Raw genomic sequence first — 22,778 nt, forward strand, 5'->3', positions numbered from 1 at the left:
GCGCCAGCAGGACCGGTAGGACCAGTAACGCCATCTGCACCAGCAGGACCGGTAGGGCCAGCGGGACCAGTAGCACCGTCTGCACCAGCAGGGCCGGCGGGACCAGTAACGCCGTCGGCACCAGCAGGACCGGCAGGGCCAGTAGGACCAGTAACACCGTCAGCGCCAGCAGGACCGGTAGGGCCAGTAATGCCGTCAGCGCCAGCAGGACCGGTAGGACCAGTAATACCATCTGCACCAGCAGGACCGGTAGGACCAGTAGCACCGTCAGCGCCAGTAGGACCGGTAGGGCCAGTAATGCCGTCAGCGCCACCAGGACCGGTAGGGCCAGTTGCACCGTCAGCGCCAGTAGGACCGGTAGGACCAGTTACACCGTTAGCGCCAGTTGGACCGATAGAGCCAGTTGGTCCGGTTGGTCCGTCATCTCCTGGGCAGCCTTTTGGACCTTGTGGTCCCATTGGACCAGTAACACCTTGAATACCTTGTGCACCAGTAACACCTTGTGGTCCCATTGGACCAGTAGGACCAGTTGGTCCTGTGATGCCAGGGATGCCTCTTGGACCCTGCGGCCCTATATCGCCCTGTGGACCGATGGGACCAGTTGGTCCGGTATTTCCTACTGGACCTTGTGGTCCAATATCACCTTTCGGTCCTTCGCAGCCGGGATCACCTTTTGGTCCGACATCACCGCGAACTCCCTGAATCCCCTGGATACCCTGTGGCCCTGCGTATCCTCTTGGACCTTCAAGACCTCTTGGTCCGGTATTGCCAGTAGGTCCAACCGGTCCCGTGTTTCCCCTGGGTCCTCTTGCACCAGGTGCGCCAGGAATACCCTGTGGTCCCATCGGTCCCTGTTCTCCTCTGTCACCTTTTGGACCAGGGCAGCCAGGGTCACCTTTTTCTCCCTGAGGACCTTGCGGTCCCTGATCACCTTTTGGACAATCCTGTTCATGATTACAGCAAGGAGAAAAATATGGGTTGTCGTACTGATTTGTATTATAATTATATGAATTATTTGAATTCATATCAAACATATCCTTTCTATATTATTAACAAAAGGTTTTCTTGAAAATCGAAAAACTTTTGACATATATATTATATGATATTTTTATATGTTGGTTACAATACGCAGCGCAAAGTTTTTCTCATTAATCATAGAAGGCACAGGTTATACGTTCAGGTCATCAAAATACTGTTTATTATAAAGGTATGCTTTTGAATGAGGCTTACAAATTCCAGCACGCTCATTATATTCTTTTGCTTTTTGTCTATCTCCTAATTTGTCATAGCACACGCATAACTGTAAAAAAGGAACGTAATCATAGCAATCAGGCAAAATAAAACCACCAGCATACTCATTTCGATTTGCCTGCAGTGCATTTTTATACCAATAGATAGCATTTTGGTAGTTTTTGCGCTCTAAGAAATGTTTCCCAATCTGGCAGCATAATTCAGCTCTTGGTAAATCGAAAGAGAGACTGCGAAATAGAGTCAGAAGAGCAGAGGTCTCTTGATTTAATTGGTAATAGCAGTCGGCACAGATAGAACATGCTTCTATTTTATTTTCAATCCATCCTTCCGATGATGACATAAAACGTTCAAAAACTGAAATTGCTTCTTCATATTTTTGATGATAGTATAGTTCTCTTCCATAATAATATTGTTGCCTTGGATCCATAGGCCTTCCTGTGGACAGTTGTTTTTGGTATATTTTCAAGTTGCGATCAGGGTCTCCTGTACCGATCTTTCTGTGACAGACTGCAATGTTAGAATAAATTATCTTGCCATTTAGCGGAATTACTTCGTGAACGGCACCGACCCAACGGTGGTCTGGAGAGTTTTTTATCCAACGTTCTCTAAAATAGGAAAAAGAAGGATTGCCAGCTTCATCAAAGGCTGTATGATATTTCATCATTACGATATCGGTATCTAATGTTAGTGTCTGTTTGAGCTGTAGGAATTTTGGGGATTCTGTTTTTTCCAGAACATCGTCTGCATCTATCCACATGCAATAGTCCATAGATGCTTTGGAAAAAGCGTAGTTGCGGGCATCAGAAAAATCGTCTATCCAAGGATGGGTATAAATCTTCGATGTGTACTGGGATGCTATTTCTAATGTCTGGTCAGTTGAACCAGTATCTACAATAATTATTTCGTCTACAAGATTTGCGATATGATCAAGGCAGCGGGCAAGGTGTTTTTCCTCATTTTTAACAATCATACAAAGACTTATTGTGATCATATTTGGTCCTCCTATAGTTTTATTGTCTGTTGAGTTTTTGTATAATGATATTCATAGTCGTTCTGGCGGTATTGACAGAAGAAGACCATGTAAATTGCAAAGAAGTGTCATCATGAGTTTCAACGATAAAATATCTTGACAATTTTACCAATTCATTTCGTTTTTCAACATTGATGCATTCTGCATATAACGACTGATTAGAGTCATTAAAAAACGGCATCAATTCTATGGCGCCAGACGATTTTGCTGTTGTAGATAGATGATAATAAATTGTGTAATATCCTGGTTTTAAAATAATGGAACAGGAGTCATGGAGAGAAATATTTCCACTTGGATCTGGTATGTGTGTATTTAATGGAAGGAGAATCTCTTCTGGTAAAAGAGTTTCTGCATTAATGAATGATGCAAACACACTGTTTTGTGGATAGCCGGGAGGACCTTGCGGACCTTGTGCTCCAGGATCGCCTTTTGGTCCCATCGGTCCGGTTGCACCTTGCGGCCCTTGCGGACCGGTAACGCCTTGTGGACCGGTTTTACCGCGTTCTCCCTGAGGACCGCAAGGGCCGGGCTCGCCTCTTTGACCCATTGGTCCAGGTTCGCAATAGTAAGGGGATGGCATGTTTGTATACTGAGAAGCATCGGGTTTAGATGTGTTTTCTTCGGGCTTAAAATCTGGTGAGTTTTGTAATATATTTTGACGATTTTCTTTGCTGGGACGACTTTTCATACAAAATAAGTCGTGCGAATGAAACCACAGATTATGGTTATGGTTATCCAATTGAAACCACCTCGTTATTATTTTTTGTTGTATTATGATACATTATATGCAGTAAAACTGGTTTGGGGATACATTTAAGATATAAAAGATGAATCATACTGCGTAAAGATAAAAAGCTTGTCACTGCTTTGTCAAATTTATCGTAGTATATTTTGACAAAATGAAGACGAAAGTATAGATTGATAATGCAGTTAGCCTACGCTAATAAAGGGGCGGAGGCATTGCTGTAGAAAGATCGTCTTTCAAATACGCTAAAAATTTTTCCGAGGCTTTAGAAAATACCTGATATTTTTTCCAAATGAGATAAAGGTTTGCAGTCAGTTTTGGTGCAAGTGGTCTGAAACACAATGTGCTGTCGCCTGTGGTATTGATGAGACCATCAAGGGTGATGGCATAGCCGAGACCTTCCTCTACCATCAGAGCTGCGTTGTAGATGAGATTATAGCGAATAATGATATTTAGTTGTTCAAAGTCTGAACCATACCAGTCGCTCAGATCTGATTTGAGCAGACTCTGTCTGGAACACAGAAGCGGCAAATCTTTTAAATCTGCAGGTTCTATATAATCCTTGTTTGCTAAAGGGGCATCACGCCGCATTAGGACACCCCAGACATCTTGATAAGGTAGCTGTAAACTGTCATATTTGCTGATATCCACAGGCTGAATGACAATACCAAAATCTAAAAGTCCCTTATCCAGTTTTTCCATGACATCATCGGCATTGCCGCTGAACAATTGATAATGTATATGCGGCTGCTCATCGCCAAGGCGACAGGCAGCTTTTGCTAAGAGACGAATCGCCTGGGTCTCTCCTGCACCGATATGGACATTACCTGTAATCATATCTTCTACACTGTTAAACTCAGCTTGTGTCTTATCAGTCAAATCGATAATTTCCTGGGCTCGTTTACGCAGAAAACGACCTTCTTCCGTTAAGGTGATTTTTCGATTACCACGAATAAAGAGAGGACTTCCAAGTTCTTCTTCTAAATCCATTAGTTGTCGTGATAAGGTGGGCTGCGTCACATGAAGCTGCTGGGCGGCGGCTGTAATACTTTCTTCTCTGGCAACTGCCAGAAAATACCGTAACACTCTTAATTCCATTGAAGAACCTCCTTTTTCATGTTGAATCTATTATAAGCAGACATTTACTATATTGTCAACCATGCTTTTTGTCTATATGAGAGTATTCTTTATAAGTATTTGTTATTAGAAAGATGCGTAAGTATAATGGAAATGAAGGAGGCGAACAAATGAAAGAGCAGAGGGCATGTGATACAGGGCTGCTTCAAAATCTGGAAGATGCAGGATGTAGCAATGCGACCATCGAACAGGTTTTGGCATGCTGTGGAGAAAGAGAATACGACAGACGGCTGCAGATTTTATGCAGATACAGGTGCCAGCTTTTAGAGCAGGTTCATGAAGAGCAGAAGAAATTGGATTGCCTCGATTATCTCATTTACACCATAAAAAAACAGAAAAAGGAGAAGGAACATGATTTATAAAGATTTTCAGGACTTAAAATTGTCAGCTTTAGGCTTTGGCGCTATGCGGCTTCCGACCGTGGACGGAAAGGATGCTGAAATTGACAAACAGGCAGCATCTGCTATGGTCAGCGAGGCGATGAAAAAAGGAATCAACTATTACGATACAGCATGGGGCTATCACGAGGGAAACTCTGAACTGATTATGGGAGAAATTCTTTCAGAATATCCGAGAGACAGCTTCTACCTTGCGACAAAGTTTCCCGGCTACGACCTTTCTAACATGGATAAAGTCGAAGAGATTTTTGAGAAGCAGCTGGAAAAGTGCAGGGCTGACCATTTCGATTTTTATTTATTCCACAATGTGTGCGAGATGAATATTGACGCATATTTGGACGAAAGTCATGGCATCTTTGAATATTTGATGGAGCAGAAGAAAAATGGACGAATTAAACATCTGGGATTTTCTGCTCACGGAGAAGCTCCTGTAATGAGACGATTTTTGGAAAAGTACGGCAAAGAGATGGAGTTTTGTCAGATTCAGCTGAACTATCTGGATTTGAAGTTCCAGGATGCGCAGGCAAAGCTGGAACTTTTGAAAGAATATGAAATTCCCGTATGGGTGATGGAACCTCTGCGCGGTGGTAGACTTGCAAACCTCACCGAAGAGGAAATTGCCAAATTAGCTGCACTTCGTCCTGACGAAACTGCGGTATCTTGGGCTTTCAGATTCCTGCAATCCATTCCGGAGGTTACGATGATCCTTTCCGGCATGTCAAACATGGAGCAGCTTCTTGCAAATATCGAAACTTTTGAGACTGAAAAGTCTTTGAATCAGAATGAGCAGAGAGTACTGCAGAAAATTGCAGATGAGATGGCGGCAAAGGTGGCGCTACCTTGCACTGAATGTCGTTACTGTACGACTCACTGCCCGCAGGGTCTTGATATTCCGTATCTGCTTTCTCTGTATAATGAGCATCGTTCAACCACTTTGGCAGGAGGTATGAGTTTCATCGCGCCGATGGCGCTTTCTGCTGTGGAAAAGGAAAAACAGCCGAGTGCATGTATCGGATGCGGAAGCTGCGAGGCTGTATGTCCGCAGCAGATCAAAATTTCCCAGGCAATGAAAGAATTCGTAGGCGCTTTGGGCATGTAAGAGCAGGCAGAAGATTGGGCTGAAAAGAATAGACGGAGGTTAAGAAAGTGGAAAGAAAAGAGTTATCCATATTTCCTATGGGAAATACAAATGATGGTTTTGCACAGTATTTTACGGGACAGAGCTATTTGAATATGCTGTCGTTGAAGCAGGTTGTCATCGGTAATGTGACCTTTGAGCCGGGTTGCCGCAACAACTGGCATATTCACCATGCCGATAAAGGAGGCGGACAGATTTTGCTGGTAACGGCAGGGCGCGGTTATTATCAGGCGTGGGGCGAAGAAGCAAGAGAGCTTCATCCCGGCGATGTGGTGAATATTCCAAGGGGTGTAAAACATTGGCACGGTGCGGCAAAGGACAGCTGGTTTGCGCATCTTGCTATCGAGGTGCCTGCTGAAAACGGTAGCAATGAGTGGCTGGAACCGGTTTCCGATGAGGAGTATGGAAAACTGAAATAGGAGACGCATTATGAAGGAGTACGATAGCAGCTTTTATGAAATACAAAAAGCTTTTTTAGAAAATGAAATTGCAGAGTATGGTTTAGCGGATGGCAAACTCCGAGGCATGGTTGGGTTGGTTTGTTTGACAGCAATTCAGACCTTACAGGAGACTCCCGAAAAGGTGCAGGCGTGTATTGCTGCAGGAGTATCTGTGACAGAAATCAAAGAGGCGATGTATCAGGCAGCGCCGTACATCGGATATCCAAGAGTCAGTGCAGCCCTTGCAGTAGTCAATGAGACTCTTTGCGCGCTTGGTATAGAGCCGCAGGGGGAAGATATGTCTGAGACAACGGCAGATACACGATTTGAGAAAGGGCTGGCTGTGCAGATTAGTATTTTCGGCGATCAAATTCGTAGGATGAGAGAAAGTGCTCCTGCAGAAACAAAACATATACAGGACTGCCTGTCTGCTAACTGCTTTGGTGACTATTATACGCGGGGATATTTGGATTTAAAGGTTCGCGAGCTCCTTACTTTTACGGCAATCATTTCTATCGGTGGCTGCGATCCTCAGGCAAAAGCCCATGCCGCAGGAAATTTATCTGTGGGAAATACTAAGAAGCTTTTGATTGAGACGGTAACCACATGTCTGCCGTATATCGGCTATCCGAGAACCCTCAATGCTCTTACATGCATTGAAGAGGTATGTAAATAAAAGAAGATAAAAGGAGTAATTAATAATGAGTAAAACTTTAGTTGCGTATTTTTCTGCCAGTGGAGTGACTGCAGGCGTTGCAAAGAAGACTGCAGAAGCTTGCGGCGGTGATTTATATGAAATTAAGCCGGAAGTGCCGTACACCTCTGCAGATTTAAACTGGATGGATAAAAAATCCCGCAGTACCGTGGAAATGAACGACAAAGCTGCAAGACCTGCCATTGCGGACATGGTCAGCGGCATGGAAGGCTACGATACAGTGCTGATAGGCTTTCCAATTTGGTGGTATACAGCGCCAAGAATTATCGAAACATTTTTGGAAAGTTATGACTTTTCAGGAAAGCAGATTGCTGTATTTGCTACATCCGGCGGCAGTGGTCTGGGCGGAACTGAGGCTGATTTACAAGCTGTTTGCAAAGGCTCTGCAAAATGGCTGCCAGGCAGGCTTTTGCCGGGCAGAGTAAGAGAAGCAGAGGTCGCAGCGTGGCTTTCTGAGATCAATCTCGAAAAAAAGTAATTGAAAAAGAAATCCCTATCGATGCGGAAAGAGTGTGCAGATAGGGATTTTATATTGCTTCGCTGTGAATAGGTACGGTATCCTGCTTGAATCAGGAATCTGTTTATGATAAAATAAAAAAACAGAGGAGGAATTGTATGGAAGTACGCTACATCAAAGCAGACGATGACAGAGTGGCAATCAGTAAAGTATACGAGGAAAGCTGGAAGTATACCTATCGCGGCATAATCCCGCAGGACTATTTGGATTCGATTCCTACAGGAAAGTGGGCGCAAAATCTGGATTGTGAGGGATGGGAGACAATGGTTTTAATAGAATATGGAGAAATTATGGGAACCAGTAGCTTCTGTAAGTCTCGTTTTGAACAGTTTGCAGAGCAGGGAGAGATCATCTCAATCTATCTGTTGCCCGATTATATGGGAAAGGGTTATGGAAAGATTCTTTTAGAATCCGTTGTTATGGAGTTGAAGGCACAGGGATATGAAGAAGCATTTTTGTGGGTTCTTGAGGAAAATGTCAGTGCGAGGCGTTTTTATGAGAAGTTCGGTTTTCAGCAGACGGATGATGTTTTTGAGGATTGTATTGGCGGTAAAAACCTGCGCGAAATTCGATATCGATATAGACTGCAGTAACCTTAGTTTGTGGTAACAATATATAAGAGAGGTAAAACTATGAAGGATAAAGCGATTCAATATTTGGAAAAAAATAGATTGCTGCATATTGCCATGCTAGAATCCATTCGCAGGGGTACAGCTGAGTTTTTAGACGCCTCAGAGGATGGGGTGCTGCTTTTGGATCAAAGTAGTAATGTTCACATGCTGGCAGCCGCAAGTTTAGAAAAGGGGAAAGACCTGATAGACTGCATTACAGACTGCTATCAGCTTGTTTTGTGCCAGGAGGAACTGGTACCTTACGCTTCAGAGAAGTTTGGATTGTACACTTTTTTTCCATGCAAGAAGGTCGTGCGCTTTTCTAAGGAAAAAGTGGAACTTGAGACAGACCTGCGTATTGAGCGCGCAAACGCGGAATATATTGCGAAAATTAAAGAAGTTTATCATACCATTCCACCGGAAGAAGTAGACGAAATCAGCCGCCGCGGCAATTTATTCTGCGCCTTTGCAGGCGAGGACTTTGTAGGATTTTCGGGAAATCACCTGGATGGCAGTCTGGGCCTTTTGGATATTTTTCCGACATATCAGAGACGCGGCTATGGCGAGGCGCTGGAACGGTTTATGATCAACTACATGATTGACAAAGGCGACATCCCTTATGGAGAAATCGTCATCGGCAATGAAGCTTCTGAAGCATTGCAAAGAAAGCTAGGATTTGAAATTTCAAAGGAGACTATCACTTGGCTACTATAAAATGCCAATTGTAGGGGAAAAGCGACCACTTATCAAAAATCGGGAGAGCTTTGATAGAGAAAATGCTAAAATATACCGATTAGCAGAATAAGGAGGTTGCACAGGTGGAGATTAAAATAGAAATAGACGAAGTTTGCACCGAATCAGAAGTCACCATTAGAACCAGCTGTATGACGGAAGAAATTCACGAACTGATTCAAAGGTTGTCCAGTGCAAAGCAGAATCTGCTGGCGGGATTTTTGGACGACATGGTTTATTTGCTTGATCCGAAAGATATCGTTAGATTTTACGCACTGGAACAAAAGGTCTTCGCGCAGACTTTGGAGGGGGAATTTGTAATCAGGCTGAGACTTTATGAACTTGAGGGAAGGCTGGATCAGAAGTTGTTTCTGCGTATTTCCAATTCAGAAATTGTAAACCTAAAGCATATCGCAAAGCTGGATTTAAGCTTTAGCGGCACCATTTGCATGACGCTGACCAATGGAGAAAATGTTTTCGCGTCGAGGCGCAATGTAGCGCATATTAAACGAATTTTGGGTATTTAGATTCATGCCAGAAGATATCGAAAATGCAAAGAGGCTACTGCAAAATGAAATAATAGATTGCACCATTTAGGGCAAAAATGCTGATAATGGTGCAGACGTGAACGGGGAAATTTATGAGAATTATAAATTTCCCTCTTTTCTTTTTGAAAAACTATGTTATAATATTATATGTTGGCGACGGGGTATGGCGCAGTTGGTAGCGCGCTGTGTTCGGGACGCAGAGGCCGTCAGTTCGAGCCTGACTACTCCGACCAATGTAAACTGCCGAAGATATTGAGTAATCAGTATGGTCGGCAGTTTTTTTATGTCGGAAATGCGTTGTGCAAATCTATCATTCGCATATTTTTATCCTTGACTGCGGCATTGCAAACGCATGAAAGATTGCGTTAGCTGTCAAAAATCCACCATCTGAACTCACGCAGCAAGGTCAAAGTGTACCAGCTTTTGTTAGCGAAATCCCTGGCTGACCGGAATGCGGAAGCGTAGCGCCAACATCAAAGTTTTTTTTCGAGATTCTTGCGTTTGCACGCAATATTTCGCAAAAATTGAAATACGGTTGGCGTTTTTTCAAAATGAAAAGAAGCAAACCGCCCGATTAACGCAAGAATCAAAAATTTTCTTGGCGGAGTTGGCATTTTCATGAGAGCGAACGCAAGAATTTAGATAAAAAATGTTGAAGTTGGCGCTCAACAGTATGTTGCAATAATAAGGATTTTGTCAATGTTATATTTTTCGTGTGTTTGCCGTGCAATGAACGGTGAAAGCTATTGCAGCGATGAAGAAATTATTATATAATACGACTAAACGAAGCAAGTTTTCCCAGAAGCAAAAGAGGTAAGTGATGGATAGAAATTTTGCATTATTAGGACTGAGAGAGGACGCTACGAAGGAGCAGGTAAAGGCGGCCTACGCGAAGCGGCTGACAAAATATAAAAGCGCTGATTATGAGGACGATCCGGAGTATGTCAGAAGAAAGATTGCGGAACTGAACGAAGCGTATGCCAGAGCATATCAAAGAGCCGGTGGAAGTCCAGGGGGCACTGATCTTTCGGAAAGAACGCTGACCAGAATGCGGGAGGCGGACGAAGATAAAGCGCGAAGAGACCGCAGAAAAGCAAAGGAACAGCAGTATGAGAAAAGATGGCAGGAGATGGAAGGGGAAGAATTTCATCCGCTGCAGAAGCTGAGACTGGAACGGGAAGAGGTAAACTCTAACAGTAGTGAAAAGCGAGAATTTAAGACGCCGGACTTATCTGCTTTCAAGACAAAGGCGGAGGAATTTCGAGATAGTATAAAAGAAAATCTAAAAGAAAACTTCGGAGAAGCAAATGCATCGCAGGAAGATGCGACGCAGCCGCCGTCTCTTGGAGATGCGGCTGCCAGGAGTCAGAATAGCAGCGGGCATGCTGAAGGTAACTTTGACGGCTCCGGACTGAAAGTAATCGCAGGTATCCTTTTAATCATCGCAGTTTCATTATTCAGTATGTGTGATGGAAGCGATACAAACTACTACGATGATAACTGGGATACGGTCTATTCGACATCAGATTACAGTGACGAAGACTGGGAAGTACAGAGTATTGCAGAAAGTGTACGCAGTGTTATCTTTTACGACTTGGAAATTACTGATGACATCGTAGAGGTTGACGATGATGAGGAGAGACTGCAGAAAGCAGCAGATAAGTTTGCAGAGCGCTACACAGATTACAGTACGATAGCGGATTTGTGCAGGAATTTGTATGGGAGAGTCGACTCATTTTATGTAAGCGACAGCGATGACATATTTTCTCAGGTTGAGGCGGTACTAGAGTATTATCAGTTTCCGTCTGTGAACGAAGTAATCGGATATATCAACCCGTATACGGGAAAAAGTATTAAAAATAGAACCGGATATTTGTTATATTTAAACCGTTATTACAAAGAAGAACAGGAGTCGTAAGGCTCCTGTTTTTGTCTATACGCGGTCAATCCGTACGAAATCGGCGAAATCGTATGGGGTTATTTTGTTTCTAAGGCAGCCTCTTTCATAATAGAAACACTGGCACTTGCGCCGATTCTATCTGCGCCGGCAGCAATCATTTTTTGCACATCAGTATAGGTTCTGATACCGCCGGAGGCTTTGACCTGCATCGTATCACCTACGGTTTTTTTCATCAGCCTCACGTGATACGGGGTAGCGCCGCCGCCTGCAAATCCCGTCGACGTTTTTACAAAGGCTGCACCGGCAGCTTGCGCCAGATGGCAGGCTGTGATGATTTTTTCGTCGGTTAGAAGGCAGGTTTCTAAAATTACTTTTACGGCAGCCTCATATGCGGCAGCGGCAGAAACCACTGCGGCTATATCATCTCTGACGTAATCGTATTTTCCTGATTTTAGCATGCCTACATGGAGGACCATATCAATTTCCTTTGCACCAGCTTTGCAGGATTCTTCCGTTTCAAAGACCTTAGAAGCAGTGGTGCAGGCGCCGAGCGGAAACCCTACGACAGCTGCGATTTTTACATCGCTGTCAGAAAGCTGGCTGGCAGCAAAGGAAACGTAAGAAGAGTTGACGCAGACGGAATAAAAGCCGTAGTCTTTTGCTTCACGGCAAAGGGCAGCAATCAGATCTTCAGTTGCATCCGGTTTTAGTTGTGTATGGTCAAAATATTGATTAAGTTTCATACAGGGAGCCTCCAAAATTTCGATTTTCTATGTCCTTATTTTACCACATTTTTTCTCTTACATTAAGACAAAAAAACTGGATATGATAACTTTTGTATTTTTCTTTGACATTGATGTCGATAGGGCATATAATAATGAGGAAATTGAAAATGAAAAGACAAGAGGGTTAGTATGGAAAAAGCAGTTAAAATAATTGGAATGATGAAATGGCTTGGCCTTCCGCTCGGATATATTATGCTCTTTGCGACCAGGGAAAGCTTTGGAGACATAGCGGGTATTTGCTTGGGTACCATTGCGGCAGTGTCTTTTTGGGTACTCATGCAAAAGGAACAGTCCAGGATTATTGGGCAGACTATTGCGAGAGAAATCAAAGAGGCAATTTCCACAGCGGGAAATGTAGACAGTTTTATTGAGATTAAGAGAATGCGCGGCGGTATTATTGCGCGAGTTTATTTAATCAATGCGAAGGAAAGAGCGATGGCAATTCACAGCGCTATTGCAAGACGTATTGAGCAGTGTGATTTGAAGAAGTACCTATGGGTTATGCAAATGACAGATATGCCGGAGGCTGCTTCTCTTCGCGAAATGCAAAAGAAACTCAACGAACAGCTTATCGATGAACTGCTAAGAAGACGCAAAGGAGATAGAGACTAGGATGGATTTACTGATTGGCTTTATCGTATTTATTGGAGCGATGGTCTGGTGTATCATTACGGGGTACACCATGGTAATTGCTCTTTTTATTGGGCTGATTGCTTTTACGATTGTAGGAAAAAGGAAGGGCTTTGCTCTTAGCGAAATCGCTAAGATGGGAGCGGATGGTTTGAAGGATGCGCTGATAGTTATTGAGATTATGTTTATCATCGGCTTTATTACGGCGGTCTGGCGCTCAGCAGGAACTATTTCCTTTTTTGTTTATTATGGAATTAAGATGATTACGCCGGCGATTTTTTTGATTATCACCTTTGCATTGTGCTGTCTGCTTTCCTATGCTTTGGGCACATCTTTTGGCGTGGCAGGCACGGTTGGCGTCATTTTTATTGCTTTGGCAAGGGCGGGCGGTGTCGACGAGTTTTTGACTGCTGGAGCGGTGATGAGCGGTATTTACTTTGGGGACAGAGGTTCTCCTGTATCGTCCAGTGCAATTCTGGTGGCTACCATCACGGAAACGGAGTTGCTTGCTAATGTAAAGAGGATGGCAAAGACCGCATGGATGCCGCTGGTTCTAACTTTGGGGATTTATAGCGTGCTTTCCTTTACAAATCCGATTCAGACAGTGGATCAAAGTTTTTTACATAATATGGAAAGTGAATTTAGCCTTTCCATATGGGCTGTAGTGCCGGCGCTTTGTATGTTGGTACTGCCACTTTTGAAGGTTCCAGTCATTTATGCTATGCTTGTCAGTATTGCAAGCGGCAGTGTGGTCAGTCTGTTTTGTGAGGATATGTCTTTGCAGACTCTGCTTCACACGTTGATTTTTGGATATACCGGCGAAGGCGGCCTTGGAAAAATATTAGATGGCGGTGGCATGCTTTCCATGATAGAGATTGTGTGTATCGTGTCGCTTTCCAGTACCTATTCGGGTATCTTTACGGGAACGGACATGCTGGGTGTGCTGCAGGAGAAAATTCTCTTCGTTGCAAAGAAAATTGGAAGATTTCCTACTATGGTGCTGATTTCTTATGGCTTTCTTGGGATTTTCTGCAATCAAACTATCGCATCGATGATGTGCTGCGATTTTTTGAAGAAACCATATGAGGCGCTTTCTGCAACAAAAGAAGAACTTGCCATCGACCTTGAAAATTCGGTGATTTTGCTGGCGGGGACTGTTCCATGGGCGATTGCCTGTACCGTACCTCTTGGATTTATGCAGGTGGGGATTGGAGCAATTACCTTTAGCTTTTATTTGTATCTGGTGCCGATTTGTTATGGAATCCAGAAAAAAGTATCAAATCCTTTCACAAAAGAATAAACTGGATATTATACGTGAAAGGAGATGAACCTATGAATCTTGCAATCGTAGGAACCGGTACTATGGGGCGTATCGTCAGAGATATGGCACTGCAGAATCCTGGTATCGATAAGGTGTATAATATTGAACCTGCATTGGGAGAGAGACTAGAGGATATTAAAGAACCAGATGTTGTCATTGATTTTAGTCACCCTGGTGCTTTGGATGGAATTTACCGTTATATTGAAGAGCGACAAGGTCGTGTTGGTGCAGTTTTTGCAACAACAGGCTATACAGAGGAAGAAGAGGAGAAAATTCGGCGTTTGGCAGAATCTGCGCCGATTATTAAAAGTTCTAACTTTTCTTATGGCATCAATTCTTTAAAAAAGATTGTAGGCTATGCGGTGCCGCTTTTGTCGGACTGTTCCGATATGGAGATCATCGAGAAACATCACAATCAGAAAGTGGATTCGCCCAGCGGCACGGCGCTTGCGCTAGCTGAGGTCTGCGATCCCTTGGGAGAACGGGAACGCAAATACGGTCGCTGCGGCGAGGAGAAGAGAAGAAACGAAATAGGTATTCACAGCGTTCGCGGCGGTACAATTTTTGGAGAACATACCGTTATTTTTGCTATGAAAGACGAAGTGATAGAGATTAAACATACTGCTTTTTCAAAAACGATTTTTGCCAAAGGTGCTATTGAAGCGGCACAGTGGCTGACAGGCAGAAAGCCGGGTCTGTATTTTATCGAAGAGGTATTCTATTGACTTTCGATGAGATTTGTGGTAGAACATAGGTTGTGACAAAATCCGTGAGATGAGAGGAAACTATGGAAATTGAACTGAAATATGCGGTAAAAGATGAGGAAGTCATTAAAAAAATTTTGCATGACCCTTATCTGGAAAGCATTAAAGATAAGGATACAGAAGAAGAACTTGAAATGCATGCAGTATATTTCGATACTGAAGATAGAAGGCTTTTCAGGGAAGGAATCGCTTTTCGCGTTAGAAAAGAAGGAAGCAAGCTGATTGCGACATTGAAATGGAACGGTTCCAGTGATGAAGGTATGCACAAGAGAGAAGAAATCAACGTGCCGGTAGATGATGAGTCTAAGCTGACTATACCGGATATTCAGATTTTCGATCAGAGCGAGATGTGTCAGGTGCTGGTAGATTTGGTTGGAAAGAGAACTCTGGTTCCATTGATGGATATATACTTTGTGCGCAGACAGGTGAGAATTGATACTGGAAGATCTATCAGCGAGCTTTCCATCGATGTAGGTAAGATTATTTGTGGAGAAAACACTGCACCGATTTCTGAAATGGAAATTGAGCTTTATTCCGGTGATGAAGAGGATATGATTGCTTTGGGAGAAAGAATTTCTGCAAAATATGACCTTTTGGCGGAAGATAGAAGCAAATATAAGAGAGGATTAGACCTCATTTAAAGAAAAATGACTGTTTTTAGCAGTCATTTTTGTTAGAATCCTTTACTTTATGCGCCAAAAAGTGTATAATAATATGCATTCTATGTTCAGAATTGAATATAGAGCTAATGAACTTGCTATAATTTTAGGAGGATATATATCAATGAAAACAACTTTTATTTCCAAAGAGAATAACCAGGTAAAGTTTACTATGGATTTTACTGCGGAAGAATTTGAGGCTGCAGTCGTTAAGGCTTATCAGGCATCTAAAAATCAGTTTATGATAGATGGTTTCAGAAAGGGCAAAGCGCCTAGAAGTATCATCGAGAAGCACTATGGCGAAGGCGTATTCTTTGAGGATGCAATTAACAACATGTTCCAGGAAAACTATCCAGAAGCGATCCGTGAGCTGCAGCTGGAAGTCATCGACAGTCCTGCTGCTGAATTTTCCGAAATCGGAAAAGGAAAGCCGCTCACTATCACTATTACTGTAGCAGTATATCCAGTAGTAGATGTAAAAGATTATCTGGGTGTAGAGGTAGAAGAAGTCATTCAGACTGTTGCAGCAGAAGATGTGGATAGAGAAATCGAAATGCTGCAGAAGAGAAACGCAAGAATGGTCGTAGCTGAAAGACCCGTTGAAGATGGTGACACTGTAATTTTAGATTACTCTGGCTTTGTAGGCGAAGAACAGTTTGAAGGCGGCACTGCAGAAAGACAGGAACTGAAGATTGGCTCCGGTATGTTTATTCCGGGATTTGAAGAACAGCTGGTTGGCGTTAACGCAGGAGAGGACAAGGATGTAACAGTAACGTTCCCTGAAGAGTATCACGCGCCTGATCTTGCAGGAAAAGAAGCAGTCTTCCACTGCCATATCCACGAAATCAAAGTGGAAGAACTTCCTGAGCTTGATGATGAGTTCGCAAAAGATGTCAGTGAATATGATACTTTGGATGAATTAAAGAAAGCAACTGAGGAAAGACTACAGACAAACGCTGATGCAATGGCTCTGAACGCTGCAAAAGACGCTGTCATCGAAAAAGTTTACGAAGCAAACAAACCGGAAGTGCCGGCTGTTATGGTAGAGGACGAAATCGACAGAATGGCGCAGGAACTGGATCACCAGCTGAGATATCAGGGACTTTCTTTAGAACAGTATCTGCAGTTCTTACAGAAAGAGCCTAAGGATTTCAGAGAAGAATTGAGAGAAGACGCAGCTAAGAAGGTTGGAACCAGATTAGTTCTGATGTCTATCGTTGAAGCCGAAAAGGTAGAAGTTTCCGAAGAAGAAATGGAAACTGAACTGAAAGACATGGCTAACGCATACAATGTAGATGTAGCGCAGATCAGAGAGATGATCGGCACTGATAACCTGACCTTCTTCAAAAAGGACATCCAGTTGAAAAAAGTGATCGACATGCTGTATGATAAGGCAAAAGTAAACAAGGTTGAGAAGAAAGCTGAAGAAGCTTAAAATATAAACAAACAGAAATAAGGGGGACACAAAAGAATGGCTTTAGTACCATATGTAATTGAACAGACTGGTAGAGGAGAGCGCTCTTACGACATTTATTCAAGACTGTTAAAGGACAGAATTATTTTTCTGGCAGACGAGATTAACGACCAAATCGCCAGTCTGGTGGTAGCACAGCTGCTGTTCTTAGAAGCAGAGGACCCTGAGAAAGATATTTGTATTTACATTAATAGCCCCGGCGGTTCTGTAACCGCCGGCATGGCTATTTATGACACCATGCAGTATATTAAATGCGACGTTTCCACCATTTGTGTGGGTCTTGCAGCCAGCATGGGTGCATTCCTTCTGTCCTCAGGGAAAAAAGGTAAGAGATTTGCGCTTCCTAATGCGGAGGTGATGATTCATCAGCCGCTGGGCGGAGCAAAAGGGCAGGCTTCTGATATCAAGATTCATGCTGATTGGATTTTGAAGACAAGGGAGAAACTTAACAGAATTCTCAGCGAGAATACAGGTCAGGATTTAGCTATCATTGAAAGAGATACCGACAGAGACAACTTTATGAGTGCAGAGGACGCTGCCTCCTATGGATTGATTGATAAAGTAATTTCATCCAAATAAATAAGTAGAGGGGGATATTTATGTCAGAAATATTTGGCGAAAAAAAAGAAGCGAGATGTTCTTTTTGCGGAAAGCCGCAGAGCCAGGTCAGACGTCTTGTGGCAGGACCGGGTCTTTATATATGTGATGAATGCGTAGATATGTGTCTGGGCATTATAGAACAAGCTGAGCGTGAGGAACAGATGACGACGCCAGTCCAGCACGTGGGATATCGGCTGCCAAAACCAAAAGAAATCTTTGATACCCTGTCTGATTATGTCATTGGACAGGATTCTGCAAAGAAGACTCTGGCCGTAGCAGTATACAATCATTATAAGAGAATTAACAGAACTGACGATAGAGATAGGGATATTGACCTGCAGAAGAGTAATATCGTCATGATAGGACCGACAGGTTCTGGTAAGACACTGCTTGCCCAGACATTGGCAAAGCTGCTAAACGTACCTTTTGCCATTGCTGATGCAACAGCATTGACGGAAGCTGGATATGTTGGTGAAGATGTAGAAAACATCCTGCTTCGCCTGTTGCAGGCGGCAGATTTTGATATAGAAAAGGCTCAAAAGGGCATTATTTATGTTGACGAAATTGATAAGATTGCCAGAAAATCAGACAATCCGTCGATTACTAGAGATGTCAGCGGCGAGGGCGTGCAGCAGGCGTTGTTGAAAATTCTGGAAGGCACTGTTGCTAATGTACCGCCTCAGGGTGGACGTAAGCATCCGCATCAGGAGTTTATTCAGTTTGATACCAGTAACGTACTCTTTATTTGCGGCGGCGCTTTTGACGGTCTCAGCAATATTATTCAGAGAAGAATGGGCGAGAGAGTCATTGGATTTAACCAGACGACGACTTCTGTAAAGAAAGAAGACAGCAAGCTGCTTTCCGAAATTCAGCCGGAGGATCTTTTGAAATTTGGTTTGATTCCGGAATTTATTGGAAGACTGCCTGTGCTGGTTGCTTTGCAGGAGTTGGACGAGGAAGCTCTCGTACGGATTATGCGTGAACCTAAGAATGCACTGATTAAGCAGTACAAGAAGCTGTTTGAAATGGATCAGGTAGAACTGGAAATTGAAGATGCGGCTGTCAGTGCAATTGCCAGGAAAGCAATCGAGAGAAAAACTGGCGCAAGAGGTCTGCGCAGCATTTTTGAGAAAGCGATGAATGATATCATGTTTGAAATTCCTTCAAGAGATGATATCGTAAAGTGTATCATAACCAAGGAGACCATCGAAAACGGTCAGGAACCGACGCTGATTGTTGACGAAAGTAAAGATGCGAATAACGAGGCTGATGCCTCATAAAACAGGCGGCGACGGCCGCCTTTCGTATAGTGATACGACCAGCCTAGCCAATCGCATTTGCTCTTGGGAACTGGTCGTAGAGTGCCACGTGCTAAAGCACTGCACTCCTGACAGGGGACCTACTACAATTCGCTTCGCTTATTGAGTTAGGTCTCCCAAAGCATAAGGTTCGTTTAACCAATCACTTGCGTTCTAGGAACGAACCATTATACGACTAGCGTCTAGCCAATCGCATTTGCTCTTGGGACGCTAAAGCATAAGGTTCGTTTAGCCAATCACTTGCGTTCTAGGAACGAACCATTAGGAGGAAACAGATGATAGAAGAAAACAAAGTGATTTTCCCTTGTATTCCGCTTAGGGGTGTATCTATTTTTCCAAATACTGTAATTCATTTCGATGTGGGAAGGGAAAAGTCCATTCATGCACTAGAAAAGGCAATGGCGGATGATAAACTGCTCTTTGTATCAACACAGAAAGATGATAATGTCTTGATTCCTACATTTGACGATATTTATACCCTCGGTACGATTGTCAGAATCAAACAGATGCTGAAAATTCAGGGTGATGCTGTCAGAGTGCTGGTGGAAGGCGTCTGCAGAGCACAGCTGATACAGCCTCTTGAGGAAGAAGACTTCATGTCCTGTACGGTAAAGCAGATTGCAGAAGAACTTGACCTGCAGCAGATGTCGCCGGAAGATAAAGCGGCAATGAAAATACTGACGGAGGCATTTATTGAGTATGCAGCTTTGACCGGTCAGGTCAGTGATGATCTGGTTGATAAGGCGATTTCCAGTGAGAATCCTATCGTTGTAGCAGATAAAATTGCAAACGAACTTTTGATTCGCACAAGCCGTAAACAGAAAGTACTGGAGACCATGGATTTCTCAGAGAGAATCCGGGTGCTGACTACAATCATTGCTGAGGAAAATGAAATAGCAGTAATTGAAAAAGAACTTTCTAAGAAAGTAAAGGAAAATATCGACCACAATCAGAAAGAGTACTTCCTCAGAGAAAAGATGAAGGCGATTCAAGAAGAACTGGGCGTCAACGAGGACGCAGGTTTGGAAGCCGCAGACTGGCTGAAAGAACTGGAGGAGCTACATCTGTCTGAAAAGGTTGAAGAAAAAATTAAAAAAGAAATTAACAAGTTTTCCAAGATGATGCCGTCTTCTGCTGAGGCAACGGTAATCAGAAACTATGTGGAGACTATTTTGGCGTTACCTTGGAATAAAGCATCTAAGGTAAATGTAAACTTGAAAAAGGCTGAAAAAATTCTCAATGAAGATCACTATGGGCTGGACAAGGTGAAAGAAAGAGTGCTGGAGTATCTGGCTGTTATTCATTTGTCCAAAGCAATAAAAGGACCGATCCTGTGCCTTGTGGGACCTCCGGGAGTAGGAAAAACTTCTATTGCAAGGTCCATTGCAAAGGCATCCGGCAGAGAATTTGTCAGAATGTCCCTGGGCGGTGTGCGCGATGAAGCTGAGATTAGAGGCCACAGAAGAACCTATATCGGTGCAATTCCGGGCAGAGTGATTTCCTGCCTGAAAGACGCAGGTACTAACAATCCGGTATTCCTTTTCGACGAAGTAGACAAAATCGGTGCTGATTTTAAAGGTGATCCGGCGTCTGCGCTGCTTGAAGTGCTGGATCCGGAACAGAACAACACTTTTACAGATCATTTCCTGGAAGTACCTTTTGATCTTTCTAAGGTTATGTTTATTACGACGGCAAATTCAACCGATACTATTCCAAGACCGCTTCTTGACAGAATGGAAATCGTAGAAGTACCTGGCTACACCGAGGAAGAAAAGGTAAAGATTGCTCAGAGATATCTGATTCCAAAGAAGGTGAAGGAACACGGACTGAAGAAGGATAACTTCAAGATTTCCGAGAAAGCAGTCCACGATTTGATTAATTATTACACCAGAGAGTCCGGTGTCAGAAATCTGGAACGGGAGGTTGCAAACCTCTGTCGAAAGGTTGCCCGTAAGATTGTCTCTGCAAAGGCAAAATCCTACAGCATTACGCCGTCCAATCTGGAAAAGTATCTGGGAAAACACAGATTCCACTTCGATATGGTAGAAGGTGAGAATCAGGTAGGTGTTACCACAGGACTTGCGTGGACTGCAGTAGGAGGCGATACCCTGCAGATTGAAACCACTGCAGTTGCCGGCAGCGGCAAGCTGGTTCTGACCGGTCAGTTGGGCGATGTGATGCAGGAATCCGCAAAGGCAGGTATCAGTTATATTCGCTCTGTTGCAGATGAGCTGGGCATTGAAGAAGATTTTTACAAGAAATACGATTTGCACGTCCATGTGCCGGAAGGAGCAGTGCCGAAGGACGGTCCGTCTGCAGGTGTAACTATGTGCACCGCAGTCATTTCCACTTTGACGGGCATACCAGTGAGAAGAGACGTTGCTATGACCGGTGAGGTGACCCTTCGCGGAAAAGTTCTTCCGGTTGGCGGTATTAGAGAAAAGGTGCTGGCGGCGCATAGAGCAGGCATTAAGAAAGTGCTGCTTCCAAAGGATAATGCACCGGACATTGATGAAATTCCAAATACCGTTCGCAGAAAGATGGAATTTGTACTAATCGATCATGTAAGCAGTGCGCTTTCTGAAGCACTGGTAAAATAAAGCAGGTAAATCATGAGAATTATTAAATCAGATTTGGATACTGTGGCGGTAAAGCCGAGCCAGTATCCGCCGGACAACATGCCGGAGATTGCCTTTGCAGGGCGATCTAACGTGGGCAAGTCTTCTCTTTTGAATCTGCTGACGAACAGGAAGAAGCTGGCGAGAGTCAGCGGGAGCCCGGGTAAAACGAGAACCATCAACTTTTACATTGTCAACGACGCATTCAGAATTGTGGATTTGCCGGGCTACGGCTATGCGAAGGTTTCCAAGAGCACGACCGAAAACTGGGGCGACATGATGGAAACCTATTTTAAAAACAGAGATGGACTGCGGAAGGTGGTGCAGCTTGTCGATATCAGACATAAACCAAGCGCTCAAGATGTGCAGATGTATGAATATTTGCGCCACTATGGGCTTGATGGTATTGTAGTTGCGACCAAGGCAGACAAGGTATCTAGAAACGAAATGCAGAAGAATATTGCTCTAATTCGTAAAACGCTGCAGCTGTCTAAAGAAGATAGGGTTATTGCAGTTTCGGCGCTGAAAAAGACAGGCTATGAAGAACTGCTTTGCGAAATAGAGAAGATTCTGGAGGAAGAAGATGCAGTTTATCACGATTAGAGTTTTGCTGCGAAGAATTGCGGCCATTACAAGCCTTCTGCGAGACAAAACTGTTCCGCTGAGAAAAAAGGCTCTGGTAATTTTCGGTATTGTATATTTGATCACACCGATTGATATTATTCCGGCAGTTCTGTTTCCTTTTGCTCTTTTAGACGATTTGATTCTGTGGATTTATATCCTTTGGACTCTAAAAGATGAACTGGATGCCTACTGGCTGGGAGAAAAAACTGAAGATTTATCTAAAAAATTTCGTGACAAAACAATCGTTGAGGGTGTAGAATTTGATGTAGAAGATAAGGAGTAAAACATGGCAGTAAAGGAAATCAAAGGAAAGATACTTTTTACCCAGGAAGACATTTGGAAAAGAGCAAAAGAATTGGGTGAGCAGATCACCTGTGATTATGCAGGTAAAGAGCTGATTCTGATTGGAACTTTACGCGGTGCAGTTCCGTGGATGGCAGATATTATGAAACATATCGATTTGGATCTTGAAATTGACTTTGTATCGGCATCCAGTTATGGAAGCGGAACCATCAGCAGCGGTGAAGTGAAAATTAAAAAAGATATTGAACTTGAGATTTCCGGAAAAGAAGTACTGATCATTGAAGATATTATCGACACTGGCAATACCCTGAAGGCGCTTAAAGACTATTTCTACATCAAAAAGCCAAACAGTGTAAAAATCTGCACGCTTTTGGACAAACCGTCCAGAAGAACTGCAGATGTTAAAGGGGACTATATTGGGTTTGAGGTGCCTGACCTGTTTATTGTAGGATACGGTCTGGACTTTGATCAAAAGTATCGAAATCTTCCATATATCAGTTATTTGGAAGAGTAACATAA

At 43.4% G+C, this 22,778-nt stretch carries 24 protein-coding genes, 1 tRNA gene and 1 pseudogene; 21 read left to right on the forward strand and 5 right to left on the reverse strand.

All coding sequences use genetic code 11. The features are described 5' to 3' along the window. From D1151_RS13885 to D1151_RS13900, 4 genes and pseudogenes are all read right to left on the reverse strand, one after another. Window positions 1-1,025, reverse strand: a pseudogene (locus D1151_RS13885) (hypothetical protein); the annotation flags it as partial. Window positions 1,026-1,168: 143 nt separating this feature from the next. Further along, complete coding sequence (locus D1151_RS13890; RefSeq protein WP_161909301.1) at window positions 1,169-2,242, reverse strand: glycosyltransferase; 1,074 nt, start codon at window positions 2,240-2,242, stop codon at window positions 1,169-1,171. A 19-nt stretch (window positions 2,243-2,261) separates the two neighbouring features. Continuing rightward, window positions 2,262-3,020, reverse strand: a complete 759-nt coding sequence (locus tag D1151_RS17075) for a hypothetical protein (RefSeq protein WP_306770907.1) — start codon at window positions 3,018-3,020, stop codon at window positions 2,262-2,264. A gap of 201 nt (window positions 3,021-3,221) precedes the next feature. Then, window positions 3,222-4,124, reverse strand: a complete 903-nt coding sequence (locus D1151_RS13900) for a LysR family transcriptional regulator (protein ID WP_160202739.1) — start codon at window positions 4,122-4,124, stop codon at window positions 3,222-3,224. A gap of 149 nt (window positions 4,125-4,273) precedes the next feature. On the opposite strand from D1151_RS13900, the gene D1151_RS13905 reads away from it, so the two are divergent. From D1151_RS13905 to D1151_RS13950, 10 genes are all read left to right on the forward strand, one after another. Further along, window positions 4,274-4,525, forward strand: coding sequence for a hypothetical protein (locus D1151_RS13905; protein ID WP_160202740.1), 252 nt, complete (start codon window positions 4,274-4,276; stop codon window positions 4,523-4,525). Continuing rightward, on the forward strand, window positions 4,515-5,660 hold the full coding sequence (locus tag D1151_RS13910; protein WP_161909302.1) for an aldo/keto reductase: 1,146 nt from the start codon (window positions 4,515-4,517) through the stop codon (window positions 5,658-5,660). The genes D1151_RS13905 and D1151_RS13910 overlap by 11 nt, the downstream gene beginning before the upstream one ends. Before the next feature lie 47 nt (window positions 5,661-5,707). Then, the gene (locus D1151_RS13915) at window positions 5,708-6,118 is read left to right on the forward strand and encodes a cupin domain-containing protein (protein ID WP_251632181.1); all 411 of its coding nucleotides are present in this window, start codon (window positions 5,708-5,710) and stop codon (window positions 6,116-6,118) included. A gap of 10 nt (window positions 6,119-6,128) precedes the next feature. Beyond that, the gene (locus D1151_RS13920; RefSeq protein ID WP_161909303.1) at window positions 6,129-6,815 is read left to right on the forward strand and encodes a carboxymuconolactone decarboxylase family protein; all 687 of its coding nucleotides are present in this window, start codon (window positions 6,129-6,131) and stop codon (window positions 6,813-6,815) included. A 25-nt stretch (window positions 6,816-6,840) separates the two neighbouring features. Then, window positions 6,841-7,332, forward strand: a complete 492-nt coding sequence (locus tag D1151_RS13925) for a flavodoxin (RefSeq protein WP_160202743.1) — start codon at window positions 6,841-6,843, stop codon at window positions 7,330-7,332. A gap of 137 nt (window positions 7,333-7,469) precedes the next feature. Then, entirely contained in the window at window positions 7,470-7,964 is a 495-nt protein-coding gene (locus tag D1151_RS13930) for a GNAT family N-acetyltransferase (RefSeq protein WP_160202744.1), read from the forward strand. Between the two features lie 39 nt (window positions 7,965-8,003). After that, entirely contained in the window at window positions 8,004-8,696 is a 693-nt protein-coding gene (locus D1151_RS13935; protein WP_161909304.1) for a GNAT family N-acetyltransferase, read from the forward strand. A 104-nt stretch (window positions 8,697-8,800) separates the two neighbouring features. Next, on the forward strand, window positions 8,801-9,241 hold the full coding sequence (locus D1151_RS13940; protein ID WP_160202746.1) for a LytTR family DNA-binding domain-containing protein: 441 nt from the start codon (window positions 8,801-8,803) through the stop codon (window positions 9,239-9,241). Window positions 9,242-9,419: 178 nt separating this feature from the next. Continuing rightward, window positions 9,420-9,495 (forward strand) — tRNA-Pro (locus D1151_RS13945). A 587-nt stretch (window positions 9,496-10,082) separates the two neighbouring features. Next, on the forward strand, window positions 10,083-11,180 hold the full coding sequence (locus D1151_RS13950) for a hypothetical protein (RefSeq protein ID WP_161909305.1): 1,098 nt from the start codon (window positions 10,083-10,085) through the stop codon (window positions 11,178-11,180). A gap of 59 nt (window positions 11,181-11,239) precedes the next feature. On the opposite strand, the gene deoC is transcribed toward D1151_RS13950, so the two are convergent. Next, window positions 11,240-11,905, reverse strand: coding sequence for a deoxyribose-phosphate aldolase (gene deoC / locus D1151_RS13955; RefSeq protein ID WP_161909306.1), 666 nt, complete (start codon window positions 11,903-11,905; stop codon window positions 11,240-11,242). Window positions 11,906-12,076: 171 nt separating this feature from the next. Between deoC and D1151_RS13960 the strand changes: the two genes are divergently transcribed. The 11 genes from D1151_RS13960 to hpt all read left to right on the forward strand — a co-directional run bounded on the left by D1151_RS13960 (window position 12,077) and on the right by hpt (window position 22,773). Further along, the gene (locus D1151_RS13960) at window positions 12,077-12,559 is read left to right on the forward strand and encodes a hypothetical protein (protein WP_161909307.1); all 483 of its coding nucleotides are present in this window, start codon (window positions 12,077-12,079) and stop codon (window positions 12,557-12,559) included. A gap of 1 nt (window position 12,560) precedes the next feature. Next, on the forward strand, window positions 12,561-13,877 hold the full coding sequence (locus tag D1151_RS13965) for a Na+/H+ antiporter NhaC family protein (protein WP_161909308.1): 1,317 nt from the start codon (window positions 12,561-12,563) through the stop codon (window positions 13,875-13,877). Between the two features lie 32 nt (window positions 13,878-13,909). Then, entirely contained in the window at window positions 13,910-14,623 is a 714-nt protein-coding gene (gene dapB / locus D1151_RS13970) for a 4-hydroxy-tetrahydrodipicolinate reductase (RefSeq protein WP_161909309.1), read from the forward strand. A 62-nt stretch (window positions 14,624-14,685) separates the two neighbouring features. After that, window positions 14,686-15,303, forward strand: a complete 618-nt coding sequence (locus D1151_RS13975; RefSeq protein ID WP_161909310.1) for a CYTH domain-containing protein — start codon at window positions 14,686-14,688, stop codon at window positions 15,301-15,303. 142 nt (window positions 15,304-15,445) lie between these two features. Then, window positions 15,446-16,756 (forward strand): trigger factor, encoded by a 1,311-nt coding sequence (gene tig, locus D1151_RS13980; RefSeq protein WP_160202754.1) that lies wholly within the window; start codon window positions 15,446-15,448, stop codon window positions 16,754-16,756. A gap of 36 nt (window positions 16,757-16,792) precedes the next feature. Then, on the forward strand, window positions 16,793-17,374 hold the full coding sequence (gene clpP, locus D1151_RS13985) for an ATP-dependent Clp endopeptidase proteolytic subunit ClpP (protein ID WP_161909311.1): 582 nt from the start codon (window positions 16,793-16,795) through the stop codon (window positions 17,372-17,374). 20 nt (window positions 17,375-17,394) lie between these two features. Then, a complete protein-coding gene (clpX, locus tag D1151_RS13990) occupies window positions 17,395-18,675 on the forward strand; it encodes an ATP-dependent Clp protease ATP-binding subunit ClpX (RefSeq protein WP_161909312.1) in 1,281 nt (426 codons plus the stop codon). A gap of 314 nt (window positions 18,676-18,989) precedes the next feature. After that, a complete protein-coding gene (gene lon, locus D1151_RS13995; RefSeq protein ID WP_161909313.1) occupies window positions 18,990-21,314 on the forward strand; it encodes an endopeptidase La in 2,325 nt (774 codons plus the stop codon). A 12-nt stretch (window positions 21,315-21,326) separates the two neighbouring features. Continuing rightward, entirely contained in the window at window positions 21,327-21,935 is a 609-nt protein-coding gene (gene yihA / locus D1151_RS14000) for a ribosome biogenesis GTP-binding protein YihA/YsxC (protein WP_160202758.1), read from the forward strand. Then, the gene (locus D1151_RS14005) at window positions 21,916-22,239 is read left to right on the forward strand and encodes a YkvA family protein (protein WP_160202759.1); all 324 of its coding nucleotides are present in this window, start codon (window positions 21,916-21,918) and stop codon (window positions 22,237-22,239) included. Before yihA ends, D1151_RS14005 begins: the two co-directional genes overlap by 20 nt. 3 nt (window positions 22,240-22,242) lie before the next feature. Continuing rightward, window positions 22,243-22,773: a hypoxanthine phosphoribosyltransferase gene (gene hpt, locus D1151_RS14010; protein ID WP_160202760.1), complete on the forward strand. Its 531-nt coding sequence runs from the start codon at window positions 22,243-22,245 to the stop codon at window positions 22,771-22,773. Window positions 22,774-22,778: the final 5 nt, after the last annotated feature.

The sequence above is a fragment of the Emergencia sp. 1XD21-10 genome, from assembly GCF_009936045.1.
In the GTDB taxonomy this organism is placed as follows: domain Bacteria; phylum Bacillota; class Clostridia; order Peptostreptococcales; family Anaerovoracaceae; genus Senimuribacter; species Senimuribacter intestinalis.

What these genes read in the sequence shown, in the direction of transcription:
- clpX (WP_161909312.1), top strand. Translation starts at nt 17,395, where the DNA reads ATGTCAGAAATATTTGGCGAAAAAAAAGAAGCGAGATGTTCTTTTTGC.
- D1151_RS13960 (WP_161909307.1), top strand. Translation starts at nt 12,077, where the DNA reads ATGGAAAAAGCAGTTAAAATAATTGGAATGATGAAATGGCTTGGCCTT.
- D1151_RS13910 (WP_161909302.1), top strand. Translation starts at nt 4,515, where the DNA reads ATGATTTATAAAGATTTTCAGGACTTAAAATTGTCAGCTTTAGGCTTT.
- D1151_RS13975 (WP_161909310.1), top strand. Translation starts at nt 14,686, where the DNA reads ATGGAAATTGAACTGAAATATGCGGTAAAAGATGAGGAAGTCATTAAA.
- D1151_RS13890 (WP_161909301.1), bottom strand. Translation starts at nt 2,242, where the DNA reads ATGATCACAATAAGTCTTTGTATGATTGTTAAAAATGAGGAAAAACAC.
- yihA (WP_160202758.1), top strand. Translation starts at nt 21,327, where the DNA reads ATGAGAATTATTAAATCAGATTTGGATACTGTGGCGGTAAAGCCGAGC.
- D1151_RS13920 (WP_161909303.1), top strand. Translation starts at nt 6,129, where the DNA reads ATGAAGGAGTACGATAGCAGCTTTTATGAAATACAAAAAGCTTTTTTA.
- tig (WP_160202754.1), top strand. Translation starts at nt 15,446, where the DNA reads ATGAAAACAACTTTTATTTCCAAAGAGAATAACCAGGTAAAGTTTACT.
- clpP (WP_161909311.1), top strand. Translation starts at nt 16,793, where the DNA reads ATGGCTTTAGTACCATATGTAATTGAACAGACTGGTAGAGGAGAGCGC.
- D1151_RS13900 (WP_160202739.1), bottom strand. Translation starts at nt 4,124, where the DNA reads ATGGAATTAAGAGTGTTACGGTATTTTCTGGCAGTTGCCAGAGAAGAA.
- D1151_RS13930 (WP_160202744.1), top strand. Translation starts at nt 7,470, where the DNA reads ATGGAAGTACGCTACATCAAAGCAGACGATGACAGAGTGGCAATCAGT.
- D1151_RS14005 (WP_160202759.1), top strand. Translation starts at nt 21,916, where the DNA reads ATGCAGTTTATCACGATTAGAGTTTTGCTGCGAAGAATTGCGGCCATT.
- D1151_RS13965 (WP_161909308.1), top strand. Translation starts at nt 12,561, where the DNA reads ATGGATTTACTGATTGGCTTTATCGTATTTATTGGAGCGATGGTCTGG.
- dapB (WP_161909309.1), top strand. Translation starts at nt 13,910, where the DNA reads ATGAATCTTGCAATCGTAGGAACCGGTACTATGGGGCGTATCGTCAGA.
- D1151_RS13935 (WP_161909304.1), top strand. Translation starts at nt 8,004, where the DNA reads ATGAAGGATAAAGCGATTCAATATTTGGAAAAAAATAGATTGCTGCAT.
- deoC (WP_161909306.1), bottom strand. Translation starts at nt 11,905, where the DNA reads ATGAAACTTAATCAATATTTTGACCATACACAACTAAAACCGGATGCA.
- D1151_RS13905 (WP_160202740.1), top strand. Translation starts at nt 4,274, where the DNA reads ATGAAAGAGCAGAGGGCATGTGATACAGGGCTGCTTCAAAATCTGGAA.
- D1151_RS13950 (WP_161909305.1), top strand. Translation starts at nt 10,083, where the DNA reads ATGGATAGAAATTTTGCATTATTAGGACTGAGAGAGGACGCTACGAAG.
- D1151_RS13925 (WP_160202743.1), top strand. Translation starts at nt 6,841, where the DNA reads ATGAGTAAAACTTTAGTTGCGTATTTTTCTGCCAGTGGAGTGACTGCA.
- hpt (WP_160202760.1), top strand. Translation starts at nt 22,243, where the DNA reads ATGGCAGTAAAGGAAATCAAAGGAAAGATACTTTTTACCCAGGAAGAC.
- lon (WP_161909313.1), top strand. Translation starts at nt 18,990, where the DNA reads ATGATAGAAGAAAACAAAGTGATTTTCCCTTGTATTCCGCTTAGGGGT.